This is a genomic window from Bradyrhizobium sp. Arg816, from assembly GCF_029989365.1.
Taxonomy (GTDB): domain Bacteria; phylum Pseudomonadota; class Alphaproteobacteria; order Rhizobiales; family Xanthobacteraceae; genus Bradyrhizobium.
Genome location: NZ_JAPRAQ010000022.1, coordinates 1 through 14,385 on the forward strand (window position 1 = coordinate 1; position 14,385 = coordinate 14,385).

12 protein-coding genes and 1 pseudogene are annotated in these 14,385 nt (G+C 65.2%); 3 read left to right on the forward strand and 10 right to left on the reverse strand.

The window, feature by feature from the left end:
• The first annotated feature begins 194 nt into the window (after positions 1–194).
• Positions 195–650 (forward strand): hypothetical protein, encoded by a 456-nt coding sequence (locus OWC48_RS35235; RefSeq protein WP_282524120.1) that lies wholly within the window; start codon positions 195–197, stop codon positions 648–650.
• 184 nt (positions 651–834) lie between these two features.
• Here the strand turns inward: OWC48_RS35235 and OWC48_RS35240 are convergent, their stop codons facing one another.
• The 9 genes from OWC48_RS35240 to sdhC all read right to left on the reverse strand — a co-directional run bounded on the left by OWC48_RS35240 (position 835) and on the right by sdhC (position 10,367).
• Positions 835–1,077 (reverse strand): hypothetical protein, encoded by a 243-nt coding sequence (locus OWC48_RS35240; protein WP_282524121.1) that lies wholly within the window; start codon positions 1,075–1,077, stop codon positions 835–837.
• A gap of 84 nt (positions 1,078–1,161) precedes the next feature.
• The gene (locus OWC48_RS35245) at positions 1,162–1,548 is read right to left on the reverse strand and encodes a VOC family protein (protein ID WP_282524122.1); all 387 of its coding nucleotides are present in this window, start codon (positions 1,546–1,548) and stop codon (positions 1,162–1,164) included.
• A 24-nt stretch (positions 1,549–1,572) separates the two neighbouring features.
• Entirely contained in the window at positions 1,573–2,397 is an 825-nt protein-coding gene (locus tag OWC48_RS35250; RefSeq protein WP_282524123.1) for an FkbM family methyltransferase, read from the reverse strand.
• A gap of 165 nt (positions 2,398–2,562) precedes the next feature.
• Positions 2,563–4,521, reverse strand: a complete 1,959-nt coding sequence (locus OWC48_RS35255) for an ABC transporter ATP-binding protein/permease (protein ID WP_282524124.1) — start codon at positions 4,519–4,521, stop codon at positions 2,563–2,565.
• Positions 4,522–4,573: 52 nt separating this feature from the next.
• Positions 4,574–6,730: a hybrid sensor histidine kinase/response regulator gene (locus OWC48_RS35260; RefSeq protein WP_282524125.1), complete on the reverse strand. Its 2,157-nt coding sequence runs from the start codon at positions 6,728–6,730 to the stop codon at positions 4,574–4,576.
• Positions 6,731–6,920: 190 nt separating this feature from the next.
• Positions 6,921–7,703 (reverse strand): succinate dehydrogenase iron-sulfur subunit, encoded by a 783-nt coding sequence (locus tag OWC48_RS35265; protein WP_282524126.1) that lies wholly within the window; start codon positions 7,701–7,703, stop codon positions 6,921–6,923.
• Between the two features lie 25 nt (positions 7,704–7,728).
• The gene (gene sdhA, locus OWC48_RS35270; protein ID WP_282524127.1) at positions 7,729–9,564 is read right to left on the reverse strand and encodes a succinate dehydrogenase flavoprotein subunit; all 1,836 of its coding nucleotides are present in this window, start codon (positions 9,562–9,564) and stop codon (positions 7,729–7,731) included.
• 3 nt (positions 9,565–9,567) lie between these two features.
• Entirely contained in the window at positions 9,568–9,972 is a 405-nt protein-coding gene (gene sdhD, locus OWC48_RS35275) for a succinate dehydrogenase, hydrophobic membrane anchor protein (protein ID WP_282524128.1), read from the reverse strand.
• Positions 9,969–10,367, reverse strand: a complete 399-nt coding sequence (sdhC, locus tag OWC48_RS35280; RefSeq protein WP_282524129.1) for a succinate dehydrogenase, cytochrome b556 subunit — start codon at positions 10,365–10,367, stop codon at positions 9,969–9,971. Before sdhC ends, sdhD begins: the two co-directional genes overlap by 4 nt.
• Before the next feature lie 508 nt (positions 10,368–10,875).
• Between sdhC and OWC48_RS35285 the strand changes: the two are divergent.
• A pseudogene (locus tag OWC48_RS35285) lies at positions 10,876–11,734 on the forward strand (sulfite exporter TauE/SafE family protein).
• Positions 11,735–11,915: 181 nt separating this feature from the next.
• Here OWC48_RS35285 and OWC48_RS35290 read toward each other — a convergent pair.
• Complete coding sequence (locus tag OWC48_RS35290; RefSeq protein ID WP_282524130.1) at positions 11,916–13,445, reverse strand: malonyl-CoA synthase; 1,530 nt, start codon at positions 13,443–13,445, stop codon at positions 11,916–11,918.
• Between the two features lie 95 nt (positions 13,446–13,540).
• On the opposite strand from OWC48_RS35290, the gene OWC48_RS35295 reads away from it, so the two are divergent.
• Positions 13,541–14,302: an SDR family oxidoreductase gene (locus OWC48_RS35295; RefSeq protein WP_282524131.1), complete on the forward strand. Its 762-nt coding sequence runs from the start codon at positions 13,541–13,543 to the stop codon at positions 14,300–14,302.
• The last annotated feature ends 83 nt before the right edge of the window (positions 14,303–14,385 follow it).

The following is a 14,385-nucleotide window of genomic DNA, read 5'->3' on the forward strand; positions in this document are numbered from 1 at the left end:
AGCCGCGCCAGGTCGGGCCGCAGGCGCGGCCGGCGAAGGCGACGGCGTAGCCGCAGGTGCCGGCGCCGGACGTGCGGGTGCTGCTGCGGGCGGCGTTGCCGCTGCCGGCGGAGTCGGAGCGGGACGCGCGGCAGGCGGAGCTGCTGCGGGAGGCGGCGTCGGCGTGTGATGCTGCGCGGCCGGGGGCGGCGGAGTTGGCGCAGGCGCATGCTGCTGGGGTGCCGCAGCCGGAGGCGGCGACGGCTGCTTGGGAGCTGCCGGCGGCGGGGGTGGCGGCGGAGGCGGAGGTGCCGGACGTGCCGCAGGCGGAGGAGGCGGTGGTGGTGTCGGGCGCGACGGCGCGGCAGCCGGCGGCGGCGGAGCGGGAGGATGCGGAGGTGCTGCTGCGGGCGGCGGCGCCGTGGGGTGCGCAGGAGCTGCGGGCGGTGCTGCGGCAGGAGGAGGTGGTGCGGCAGGGCGTGCGCCAGGCGGCGGTCCCTTCGGTGCTTCCTTCGGAGGAGGCTGCTTCGATTTGTCGTTCTCTGGTGGTTGTGTCTGCGCCTGCGCGACCACGAGCGGCGGCGCGCTTTGCGCATGCGATGCGGAGCTTGCGAATTGCATCGCGGTTAGAGCCGTCGTTGCAAGCAGCACGAAACGAAGGTTGGTCATGATGGTGAACTTCCCCGGAAGGTTCTTTGACGAAGTGTCGGGATGAACGGCTACGCGTTAGGCCGGAATGTGGCGGGCGAAGAGGTCGCGGCCCGATTTATTTCTGCACGCAAATCACCTCACTATGGTGACGTTCATTGCGCATTCAGACGCAGGTTGCAATTGCCTCACATGTGATGCTTCGCCTCATGTGTGATCGCGCAACGAACCTGCATCCGTCGCGGGATTCGGCGTGAGCGGTCCGTTCGGTCCGCGCGATGGAATCTCTTCCGGCATGTGGCCCGGCAATTCGTCGGGCTGTGGTGATTCGCCGGGTTCGCGCACCGGCGGCGTGATTTCAGGCTGCGGATTGCCCGGCGGAATTCCAGGCGGCGGCTCCGTGGGCGTGCCGGGCGTCGACGGCGGAATCTCGGGCGGTTCGATCGGCATCAGCATCATCAAGGTCAGTTGTCGGGAGAACGACAACGATGATGCCGCGCCGATGTTCCTTGTCGCGTCGTCTTGGAGCGCGCCCTATTCCGGCGCGTGGCAAACGGCCTCGATGTTGTGGCCATCGGGATCGAGCACGAACGCGCCATAGTAGTTCGCATGATAATGCGGGCGGATGCCGGGCGCGCCGTTGTCGCGGCCACCGGCCGCCATGGCTGCCTTGTAGAAGGCGTCGACCGTGGCGCGGTCCTTCGCGACGATCGCGACATGCACCGGCTTGTTCATGGCGCCTTCGGCCCCGAACCAGAAGTCCGGCTTGCCGTCGGCGCCGAAGCCTGCGGCCGGAGCGTGGCCGGTCTGCTCCGCCGTCACTTCCATGATCAGGCCGTAGCCGAGCGGCGCAAGCGCTTTGGCATAGAACGCTTTCGTGCGCTCATAGTCGGAGACGGAGAAACCCAAATGGTCGATCATCGCAACCTCCGTTGTTGGTCCCTGTCAGCGCGACAGGAACGTATTGCTCCGTGTCTTGCGCGCGATCGCAAAGCCGCGCGCGACCATGTCAGCGATACAATCCTGCTGCCATTCGTTTTGTGACAGATGCTCGATCACCACCGCGCGCGGCCACAGCGATTGCGGCGCGTCGCGGAAGAAGCCGATCAGCACGCGGTCCTCAAACCCTTCGACGTCGATCTTGAGCGAATCGACTTGGCCGACGCCGGCCTCATCCAGAATGCGCGTCAGCCGCAGTGATGGGACCTTGATCGCCTCCGCGCTGGCCGCGCCGGTGACGACGTGCGTGGCGCCGAGATTGCCGCCGCCGCTCTCGATCATCAGCTCGCCGTCGCTGTCACCGGCGGCAGCCTGCACCAAACGAACCTGCGCCGTCTTCGACGCGGCGTGGTTGAACGAGAGCCGTCCAAACGTCATCGGATGCGGTTCGATCGCGACCACCTTGCCATGGGTGCCGACCTGCTGCGCCATCACCAAGGCAAAGGTGCCGACATTGGCGCCGACGTCGACGAACACGCCGCCTGCCGGCGTGTGCTGGCGCAGGAAATCGAGCTCGTCGAGATTGTAGTCGGGATTGAACAGCGCGCCGCGCTCGGTCGCGCTGCCCTGGTGGTAGAAGCGGAACGAGGCGCCCTGGTACTGCACATCGATCGGCCCGCCGCGCATCAGGTTGACCAGCCGCGACATCCACGGGCGGAACGCACCGCGCTTCAGCCCCGACTGTTGCGCAAGGCGGATGATCGCAGCCTGCGCCGCGTTCGGCGCAAACGCGCCGAACGGCGCGGTCGAAGGGGCGTTGTCGGGCGTCAAGCAGGTGGTCCTCGTTGCAAGCGGCGCATGCATAGCCGGTTTTGATGAGGACTCCAATGTTGCGGGAAAAGAATGTAGCCCGGATGGAGCGCAGCGAAATCCGGGGTTCTCGCCGCTCTAATAGACCGTCCCGGATTGCGCTTCGCTCCATCCGGGCTACGGACCTTACGCCGCCTTTTTTGGAGCGGCCTTGCGCTGCCTCAGGAATCGCCCGAGCAGCTTGCGTTTGCCCTTGCGCGGGATCAGGTCGATATCGCTGACGAGCTTGGCGCCGCCCTTGCGGCGTTCCAGCACGATCTTGCGGCTGTGGAAGGCTTCCAGCTCGACGCGATGGGCGACGCTGACGATGGTCGCTTTCGGCAGCTCGTCGGTGACCATCTGCATCATCTTGTCCTGGCTCTTCTCGTCGAGCGCGGAGGTCGCTTCATCGAGCACGACGATGTCGGGGTTGTGCAGGAGCAGCCGCGCGAAGGCGAGGCGCTGCTTCTCGCCGCCTGACAACGTCTGGTCCCACGGTCCCTCTTCTTCGATCTTCTCCTTGAGGTGGTCGAGGCCGACCTTGCGCAGGGCCTCGCCGATCTCATCGATGGTCCAGTCGTCCTCCGCGCCGGGATAGGCGACGGCGCGGCGCAAGCTGCCGGACGGCACGTAAGGCCGCTGCGGCAGCATGAACAGCCGCCGGTCGGGATGGAAATTGACGCTGCCGCCGCCCCAGGGCCAGAGCCCCGCAATGGCGCGCACCAGCGTGCTCTTGCCGGTGCCGGATTCACCGGCGACTAGCAGCCGCTCGCCCGGCTCGATCACCACCTCGGTTTCGCCGACCACGGCGGTGCCGTCGTCGAGTGTGACGGAGAGATCCTTCATCTCCAGCATGGCCTCGTTGCTGGTCTCGCCGCGCTTGATGCGGCCGAGGCCGTCGCCCTGCTCGGCGCGCTCCAGGCCATCGAGCGACATCATCAGCGAGCCGATGCGACGCGCGCAGGCATTCCAGTCGGCAAGCCGCGGATAATTGTCGACCAGCCAGCCGAACGCGCTCTGCACGATGGTGAAGGCGGAGGCCGCCTGCATCACCTGCCCGAGTGTCATGCTGCCGTCGAGGAATTTTGGCGCGCAGAGCAGAAGAGGGACCACGGGCGCAACAAGGCTCGAGCCTTGCGAGACCAGCGTCGTGCGCATGTGCTGGCCGGCCAAACGCGCCCACTGCCGCAGCACGTTGGTGAAATTGCGGTCGATGCCGCCGCGCTCCTCCTCCTCGCCGCCGAGCAGCGCGATGCTCTCGCCGTTCTCGCGCACGCGCGTCAGCGTGTAGCGGAAATCGGCCTCGGCCTGGTTCTTGTCCTCGGAGACCTGCACGAAGCGCCGGCCGATCACCAGGATCGAACCGGAGGCGATCGCTGCATAAAGGATCGCGGCGATGACGAGGAAGCCGGGGATGGTCATGGTCGATCCCGCAAGCGTGACCGTGAGCGCGCCGCCGATGGTCCAGAGCACGATGATGAACGTGACCGCCGACAGCAGCGCCGATGTCACGCCGGCGAGGAAATCGACCGGGGAATCGGTCGCCACGCGCAGATCCTCGGCGATGCGATATTCCGGGTTCTTATGGTCGCCGCCGACCAGGTTGAGCTGATAATAGCGCCCGTTGGCCAGCCAGCGCGTCAGCACGCTTGCCGTGAGCCAGGCGCGCCAGCGGCGCTGAATTCCCATCCGCGCGAACACCTGCGCGACGCCGAGCACGATGCTGCCGATCGCGAGCGGGAAGAACACCGCCGTGAGATGGAAGACGGTGGCCGCCTCGCGCTTCTCGATGGCGTCGAAGATCGCGCGATTCCAGACATTGATGCCGTATTGAAAGCCGACGGTGAGGACGATCAACACGACGAGGCCGATCGAGTAGAGCCACGCCAGCCGGTCGCCGTTGCGGCCCCAGAAGCCGCGTGCGCTGATCCAGAACCGCGTCAGCAGATAGTCCTTGCGAGCTTGCTCAGCCTCCTCGGGCGAGAGTTCGGGATCGGGCTCAATAACCTCCGGCGGCGGCGGCGCGACCGCATCGCCATTCTCGCCCTCGATCTCGACAATGGGCGGCTTCCTGCCCTGTTCGCGCTTTGCGGCCGGCTTGTGCATGCGCGGATAACGCGAACCAAATCAATCGGTTCCCGTTGGTTCCGTGCCAGCCTTACTCGGCGGCGCCATCGCGGACCGGCCGGAGCCTCGCGGCCCGATGCAGAACCCGCGACAATTCCTCAATCGAATAGGGCTTCTGCACGAGATCGAAGCCGGCGGCGCCATCTTGTGACAGGGCCTGACTGTAGCCCGTGGTCAGCACGATCGGCACGCGGATGCCGCGGTCGCGGATCGCCTGCGCCAGATCGAGCCCGGTCATCCCGGGCATCACCACGTCGGAGAATACGACGTCGAAGCGATCTGCGTCGACGGTGAGCTCGGCAAGCGCGTCGGTGGCGTTGTCGACCAAAGTGATGCTGTAACCGAGCTCGGTGAGGCCGTCGGCAGCGAAATTGGCGAGCTCGATATTGTCCTCGACCAACAGCACCGACATGCCGCTGCCGGCCACTGCCGGCGCGGTGTTGGGCGCCTGCCGTTGCGGCAGCAGGTCCGCGGGCACGCGCGGCAGATAGAGTGAGAAGGTGCTGCCCTGGCCGACCTCGCTCGCGACGGTGACCTCGCCGCCGGATTGCCGGGCGAAGCCGAACACCTGCGACAGGCCGAGACCGGTGCCCTGGCCGACCTGCTTGGTGGTGAAGAACGGCTCGAAGATGCGGCCTAATCGTGCGGCGGGAATGCCGATGCCGGTGTCGCTGACGGCGACGCTGACGAAGCCATCGCTGCCTGAAAGATCATGGCCGCCCGAGACGTGCACCAATGTATCGGGTACGGACGCCGCCGCCTGCACGGCGAAGGTGATCCTGCCTTTGCCCTGCATGGCGTCGCGCGCATTGGTCGCCATGTTGATCAGAGCCGTCTCGAACTGGCCGGCATCGGCCTTGACGAGGCAGGGCTCGGTCGGCAGCCGGATTCCGATCTCGATCGCCGGCCCGAGCAGCGTGGCGAGCATGTCGTGCAGCGACTGCATCCGCTCCCCGACGTCGAACACTTCCGGTTTCAGGGTCTGGCGCCGCGCGAACGCCAGCAGCTGCGAGGTCAGCTTGGCGGCGCGCGCGACCGCGTCCGCAATGGCATTGATGTAGCGCTGCCGCCGCTCCTCGCTCAGCTGCGGCCGGTTCAACAGGTCGACCGAGGCGCGGATCACGGTGAGGAGATTGTTGAAGTCGTGCGCGACACCGCCGGTGAGCTGGCCGAGCGCTTCCAGCCGCTGGCTGTGCTTGAGCGCCTCCTCGGCCTCGCGTCGCTTTGCAGCCTCGGTCTGGAGGTGCTGGGTGCGCCGGAACGCCAGCGCCAGCAGCACGAACAGGAGTGCGGTGGCGGGCACGCCGAACACCAGATGCTGGCCCATGGTGGCGAGCCAGCGCGCGCGGATCGCCGAGGTCTCGAGCCCGGCGCTGACATAGATCGGATATTCGGCGACGCGCCTGTAGCCGACGCGCCGCTCGATTCCGTCCGAGGGCCAGGCGATGGTGATGAGGCCGTGCTCGGGGTGAGCGGCGATCTGCTGCCCGACCGGTCCGGTCGGATCGAGCCGGAAGTCGCGGTCGAGCCGGGGAAAATGGGTGAGCACCACGCCGTCCGTGCGTCCCATGGCGAAGAAGCTGCCGGGATCGGAGCCGATCCTGGCATAAAAGCTCTCGAAATATTCCGGCAGGACGGAGGCCTGGATGACGCCGATGAAGCTGCCATCGTCGGCTTCGCGGCGCCGGCTCATGCCGAAGAAGCGTGCCCCCTGATAGGGCGGACGCGGCGTCAGGGCTGCGCCGACGAACGTGCCAATGTTCTGGTCGACATGGGCGTAGAAGTAGTCACGGTCCGCAAAACTCAGATCCTGCGGTGGCGAGACGAGGCTGTTGACCAGCGATTTCCCGTTCGCGTCGAAGATCCAGGCCGATTTGAGCTGCGGCAGCGCATCGGTCAGCCGTTTCAGGCGGCGATGCAGCGCCGGTTCGCGCGAACGGATGACGTCGTCGGGAAGGCCGCGCACGACCTCGTTGAGCTCGGCAAGGCTGCGGTCGATGGTCTCGAACACCTTGAGCGCGTGCTCATGGGCGACATCGAGCGTGCGCTCGATCTCGCGGTCGGCGATGTCCTTTGTCGATGTGTAGGAGATCGTGGAGGTGAAGACGAACAGTGCAATCGGCAGCGCCAGGGATGCCGCCATCATCCACTGCAACAGTCTCAGCGAGTTGCGTTGCGCACCCTGCACAGTCGCTCCGGTCCCTGACCGGAGAGCTTACTTGAAACTCCCGCTGGGAAGGAAGCGGCTTGTCGATGGAACCGGAGGTTGCAATCCGGACGTTCGCCCGCGGTGCGGGCTATGGCAAATTCTACTCAAACTGAGGTTGATCGTAGAATGCCCCGGCCGTCGCGGCCGGGGGCCGTAGCATGAACGAGGCCTAGATCTGGCGCTCGACCATCTTGAGCTTGAGCTCGGCGATGGCTTCCGCCGGGTTGAGACCCTTCGGGCAGGCCTTGGCGCAGTTCATGATGGTATGGCAGCGGTAGAGGCGGAACGGGTCCTCGAGATTGTCGAGGCGCTCGCCGGTCGCCTCGTCGCGGGAGTCGGAGACCCAGCGGTTGGCCTGGAGCAGGGCGGCCGGGCCGAGATAGCGATCGCTGTTCCACCAATAGCTCGGGCACGAGGTCGAGCAGCAGGCGCACAGGATGCACTCGTAGAGGCCGTCGAGCTTCTCGCGGTCCTCATGGCTCTGGCGCCATTCCTTCTGCGGCGTCGGCGAGGTCGTCTTCAGCCACGGCTCGACCGAGGCGTACTGCGCGTAGAAATTGGTCAGGTCGGGAACGAGGTCCTTCACGACAGGCTGGTGCGGCAGCGGATTGATCTTGACCGCGCCGTCCTTGACGTCGTGCATCGAGCGGGTGCAGGCGAGCGTGTTCTGGCCGTCGATGTTCATCGCGCAGGAGCCGCAGACGCCTTCACGGCAGGAGCGGCGGAAGGTCAGCGACGGATCGATGTTGTTCTTGATCCAGATCAGGCCGTCCAACACCATCGGACCGCAATCATGGGTGTCGACGTAATAGGTGTCGACGCTCGGATTCTTGCCGTCGTCCGGATTCCAGCGATAGACGCGGAATTCGCGAACGTCGGTCGCGCCCGCGGGCTTCGGCCAGGTCTTGCCGCCGGTGATCCTGGAGTTCTTCGGAAGTGCGAATTCAACCATTTCGATTAAGGCCTTCGCTGTTCGCTCAGTACACCCGCGCCTTCGGCGGGATGTACTGCACGTCGTTGGTCATGGTGTAGTCGTGAACGGGACGGTACTCGATCTTGACCTTGCCGGACTCGTCCAGCCAGGCCAGCGTGTGCTTCATCCAGTTCTTGTCGTCGCGCGCGGAGAAGTCCTCGCGGGCATGCGCGCCGCGGCTCTCGGTGCGGTTGGCGGCGGAGTCCATCGTCACCACCGCCTGCGAGATCAGATTGTCGAACTCCAGCGTCTCGATGAGATCGGAATTCCACACCAGTGAGCGATCCGACACGGCGATGTCGGTGATGCCGCTGTGGACCTTCTCGATCAGGTTCTGGCCTTCGCTCAGGATGTCGCCGGTGCGGAACACCGCGCAATTGTTCTGCATCACGTGCTGCATGCCTTCGCGCAGCTTCGCGGTCGGCGTGCCGCCGGAGGCGTAGCGGTAGTGATCGAGGCGGCCGAGCGCGAGCTCGGATGAGTTCGCCGGCAGCTCCGGCTGACTGGCGTTCGGCGTAAGCTTTTCGGCCAGGCGGAGCGCGGCGGCGCGGCCGAACACCACGAGGTCGATCAGCGAGTTGGAGCCGAGGCGGTTGGCGCCGTGCACGGAGACGCAGGCGGCTTCGCCGATCGCCATCAGGCCGGGAATGATGGCGTTGTCGTCGCCGTCCTTCTTGGTCAGGACTTCGCCGTGATAGTTCGTGGGGATGCCGCCCATGTTGTAGTGCACGGTCGGCACGATCGGGATCGGCTCGCGCGTCACGTCGACATTTGCGAAGATTTTTGCGGATTCGGAGATGCCCGGCAGGCGCTCGGCGAGCACCGCGGGATCGAGATGGTCGAGATGCAGGAAGATGTGGTCCTTCTTCTTGCCGACGCCGCGGCCTTCGCGGATCTCGATGGTCATCGCGCGCGAGACGACGTCGCGCGATGCGAGGTCCTTCGCCGACGGCGCATAGCGCTCCATGAAGCGCTCGCCCTCGGAATTGACGAGATAGCCGCCTTCGCCGCGCGCACCTTCGGTGACGAGACAGCCCGAGCCGTAAATGCCGGTCGGGTGGAACTGCACGAACTCCATGTCCTGCATCGGCAGGCCGGCGCGCAGCACCATGCCGCCGCCGTCGCCGGTGCAGGTGTGCGCCGAGGTGCAGGAGGCGTAGGCGCGGCCGTAGCCGCCGGTTGCCAGGATCACGGTCTGGGCGCGGAAGCGGTGCAGCGTGCCGTCGTCGAGCTTGAGCGCGATGACGCCGCGGCAGGTGCCCTGGTCGTCCATGATCAGGTCGATGGCGAAGAACTCGATGAAGAACTCGGCCGCGTGGCGCAGTGACTGGCCGTACATCGTGTGCAGCATGGCGTGGCCGGTGCGGTCGGCGGCGGCGCAGGTGCGCTGCGCCTGGCCCTTGCCGTAGTCCATGGTCATGCCGCCGAACGGGCGCTGGTAGATCTTGCCGTCCTCGGTGCGCGAGAACGGCACGCCCCAATGCTCGAGCTCGTAGACGGCCTCGGGTGCGTTGCGCACCATGTATTCGATCGCGTCCTGGTCGCCCAGCCAGTCCGACCCCTTCACGGTGTCGTACATGTGCCAGCGCCAATCGTCCTTGTGCATGTTGCCGAGCGAGGCCGAGATGCCGCCCTGGGCTGCGACCGTATGCGAGCGGGTCGGAAACACCTTGGTGATGCAGGCGGTGCGAAGACCGGCTTCGCTGCAGCCGACCACGGCGCGCAGGCCCGCGCCGCCGGCGCCGACCACGACGACGTCATAGGTGTGGTCTTCGATCGGATAGGCTTTGCCGTTGGTGGCGGGAGCGCCGTTGCCCTTGCCATTCGTCGCATTGGCCATGGGTTACACTCCGGATGACAGTTGGAGAATCGCGTAGATCGACGCGAGCGCGACCGCGATCGAGAAGAAATTGTTGAGCATGATCGACGCGAGCTTCAGCTTTTCGTTGTGGACATAGTCCTCGATCACGACCTGCATGCCGATCTTCATGTGCCAGGCGCTGGCGATGATGAAGAGCACCATGATGATAGCGATCGGCAGCGAGCCGAGGATCTGCTTGGCATAGGCCTGGTTGCGGCCGAGCAGCATCATGATGACGACGATCACGGGGATCATCAGCAGGACCATCGCCACTGCAGTCAAGCGCTGGCGCCAGAAATCGGACGTGCCGGAATGCGCCGCGCCAAGGTTGCGGACGCGGCCGAGCGGGGTGCGCATGCTGCGCTTCGGCGTATCGGCCGTGCTCATCGTCCGCCTCCGATCGCATAGGCGATGATCCAGATCAGCACCGTCAGCACGATGCCGCCGATCAGTGCGCCCCAGGTCAGCGCTTCGCGCTCATTGGCCTTGAAGCCGTAGCCGAGGTCCCACACGAAGTGCCGGATACCGCTCAGCATATGGTGCATCAGCGCCCAGGTGTAGCCGAACATGATCAGCCGGCCGATGATGCTGCCGGTGAAGGCCTGGACGTGGGAATAGGCGGCGGGGCCGGAAGCCGCCGCGATCAGCCACCAGGCCAGCAGCAGGGTTCCGACGTAGAGCGCGATACCGGTGGCGCGATGGACGATGGAGAGAGCCATCGTCAGCGTCCAGCGGTAGACTTGCATGTGGGGGGAAAGCGGTCGTTCGATCCGTGCGGTCATGGGCTTTTGATGTTTATTGCGGCCCAGCAGGGGGCACGCGGGGATCGCGGAAGGTCGGCTCTATTTACGGAGTCGATTTCGCCTGCGCAATCACCAAATCGCCATAAATCGAACCGTGGTTCAGCTCTAGAGCGTTGATGATGCAAGGCCAATCAGTGGCTTGGTATACCAGCACTTCGGTCCGCCAACGAAGGAAGGAATATCAGTTCATTTATTTCGAAGGGACCGATGCGCGTTGAAATTGCTATTGGAACGCCTCTAAACGGACCATGCCGTCCAAACCTGCCCGGGGCCGGTCTTTTGAGCGGTTAACGCCATTCGGACGGCATTAACTCGCTCCCGCTACGGCCCGGTTTGCCCCTTGTCCGGATATGCGCACCTTGCATTCCACCCCAGCCGCAAGACGTGGCGTGTCGACCGCGCGAATCAGATCGCCTAATGCTCCGCACGCAGCTTTCCGAACGCATGTTTCGGAGAAGCTGCGACCAGTCGCCGGGGCAGGTCAGGGGTGATTGCAGGTCTTGATATCAAGGAGATCGTCGAGCTCGCGCTGTTGCTGATCGCAACCGGCGCGCTCTCGGGATTCCTGGCCGGCGTGTTCGGGATCGGCGGCGGCGCGATTCTCGTGCCGGTGTTTTACGAATGCTTCCGCATCGCCGGCGTACCGCTCGAAGTGCGCATGCCGCTCTGCATCGGCACCTCGCTCGCGGTGATCATCCCGACCTCGATCCGCTCGTTCCAGGCACATTACAAGCGCGGCGCCGTCGACATGTCGATCCTGCGCGTGGTGGCTGCCGATCGTGTTCGGTGTCATCGCCGGCAGCGTCATCGCGCGTTATGCGCCCGAGAAGCTGTTCAAGATCGTGTTCGTCTGCGTCGCTTATTCCGCGTCGGCACGTCTCATCTTCGCGCGCGAGAGTTGGAAGTTCGGCGATGATCTGCCGAAAGGCCCGCTGATGCGCGTCTACGGCTTCTGCGTCGGTATCCTCTCGACGCTGATGGGCATCGGCGGCGGCCTGTTCTCGAACCTGCTGATGACGTTCTACGGCCGGCCCATCCACCAGGCGGTGGCGACCTCGTCGGCGCTCGCGGTGCTGATCTCGATCCCCGGCGCGCTCGGCTACATCTATGCCGGCTGGCCGGCGGCTGCGACCTATCCCGCCGTCGCAGCGCTGCAAATCCCGTTCGCGCTCGGTTACGTCTCGCTGATCGGCGCCGTGCTTGTGATGCCGATGAGCCTCGTGACAGCGCCGCTCGGCGTGAGGGCCGCGCATGCGATGTCGAAGCGCACGCTGGAGGTCGCGTTCGGCTGCTATCTATTTATCGTCGGCAGCCGGTTTGTGATGAGCTTGGTGGGCGGGCAGTAGACGCCTGAGCCTGCGCCACATACTCCGCTGTCATCGCCCGCGAAGGCGGGCGATCCAGTATTCCACCAGCGCCGGTGATTGATCCGAGAGGCCGCGGCGTACTGGATGCCCCGCCTTCGCGGGGCATGACAGCGTACTGGGCAGAGGCTCCTCGCAATGACGGCGAGAGAGCGACGCCGCCCTACTTCTTCGCGTAAATATCCTTGTATGTATCGCGCAGCACGTTCTTCTGCACCTTGCCCATCGTATTCCGCGGCAATTCGTCGACGACGAAGACGCGCTTGGGCATCTTGAACTTTGCCAGCCTTCCGTCGAGCGCCTTCAGCACCGCGGCCTCGGTAACGTCGGCGCCCTCGTTGCAGACCAGAACCGCCGTGACGCCCTCGCCGAAATCGGCATGCGGCACGCCGATCACGGCGGACTCGACCACGCCGGGCATGGCGTCGATCTCGCTCTCGATTTCCTTGGGGTAGACGTTGAAGCCGCCGGAGATCACGAGATCCTTGCCGCGGCCGAGAATGTGGACGTAGCCCTTGTCGTCGATCTTGCCGAGGTCGCCGGTGATGAAGAAGCCGTCGGGCCGGAATTCGGACTTGGTCTTCTCCGGCATGCGCCAATAACCCCTAAACACGTTCGGGCCTTTCACCTCGATCATGCCGATTTCCTCGCGCGGCAGCTCCTTGCCGGTCTCGGGCTCGGTCACGCGCACGGAGACGCCGGGGAGGGGAAAGCCGACCGCGCCAGGCACGCGCTCGCCGTCATACGGGTTCGACGTGTTCATGTTCGTCTCGGTCATGCCGTAGCGCTCGAGCACGGCATGGCCCGTGCGCGCCGACCATTCGCGATGGGTTTCGGCGAGCAACGGCGCGGAGCCCGAGATGAACAGCCGCATGTGCTTTGTGGTCTCGCGCGACAGCGCGGAGTTCTGGAGCAGACGGGTATAGAACGTCGGCACGCCCATCAGCACCGTGGCGCGCGCCATCAGCTTGATGATGAGATCAGGGTCGAGCTTCGGCAGGAAGATCATCGACGCCCGCGAAAACAGCGTCACGTTGGTCGCCACGAACAGGCCGTGCGTATGGTAGATCGGCAGCGCGTGGATCAGCACGTCCTTGTCGGTGAAGCGCCAATAGCCGACGAGCGAGAGCGAGTTCGACGCGAGATTGTCGTGCGTCAGCATCGCGCCCTTGGAGCGGCCGGTGGTGCCCGACGTGTAGAGGATCGCGGCGAGATCGTCGTTTGCCCGTGAGACGGTCGCGAATTCGCTGCTGGCCTTGTCGGCGGCTTCCGTCAGCGAGCCCTTGCCGTCGGGCCCGAGCGTCTCGACCTTGGCCTTCACCTTGGCAGCGATCGGGGCGAGGCCCTCGGCCTTGGAGGGATCGCAGACCACCAGCGACGGCTCGGCATCGCCGATGAAGTAGTCGAGCTCGTTCAGCGTATAGGCCGTGTTCAGCGGCAAATAGACCGCGCCGGCCCGCACCGTGGCGAGATAGAGCACGATATTGGCAACCGATTTCTCCACCTGCACCGCGACGCGGTCGCCGGGCTTCACGCCGCGCGCGACCAGCACGTTCGCCATCTGCCCGGCCCGCGCGATCAGATCGCCATAGCTGATATGGGCGCCGTCCTGGGTCTCGATCGCGAGGCGTTTGGGATCGTCCAGGCCGTCGAACAGGCGGGAAAACAGGTTGGCGTTGGCAGCTTGGTTCATGCAAGATTTCCTCGACCGCAAGGCAAACAAGGCCGGTCAAAACCGAGGGCTGGATTAGCAAAAACCGCCCCAATGAAGCAACGGAGACAGTTTGCATGACCAAAAACGGGAAACGCGTGGCCTGGGTGACGGGCGGCGGCAGCGGGATCGGGGAGGCCGGCGCCGAGGCGCTCGCGGCCGACGGTTGGACGGTGGTGGTCTCGGGCCGCCGCAAGGACGCCCTGGATACCGTGGTTGCCAAGATTGCTGGGGCAGGCGGGGCGGCGGAGGCCATTGCGCTGGATGTGTCCGACGCCACTGAGGCCCAGAAGGCGGCCGACCACATCGTCGCGAAGCACGGCCGGATCGACCTGCTCGTGAACAATGCCGGCATCAATGTCCCCAAGCGAAGCTGGAAGGACATGGAACTGGAGGGCTGGGACCAGCTCGTCCAGGTCAATCTCAACGGCGTGCTGTATTGCATGCGCGCGGTGCTGCCGACGATGCGCAAGCAACAGGACGGCTCGATCATCAACGTCTCGTCCTGGGCCGGCCGCCACGTCTCGAAGATGCCGGGCCCAGCCTACACCACCACCAAGCACGCTGTGCTGGCGCTGACCCATTCCTTCAACATGGACGAATGCGTCAATGGCCTGCGCGCCTGCTGCCTGATGCCGGGCGAGGTGGCGACCCCGATCCTGAAGCTGCGCCCGGTGGTGCCGAGCGAGGCGGAGCAGGCCAAGATGCTGCAATCGGAGGATCTGGGGCGCACCATCGCGTTCATCGCGTCAATGCCGCCGCGCGTCTGCATCAACGAGCTGCTGATCAGCCCGACGCACAATCGCGGATTCATTCAGACGCCGAACAACAGGGATTGAGACGAGCACACTGCCGCAACGGGCACACTGCCGTAGGGTGGGCAAAGCGAAGCGTGCCCACCAAAACCAAATGGAGAGAGATG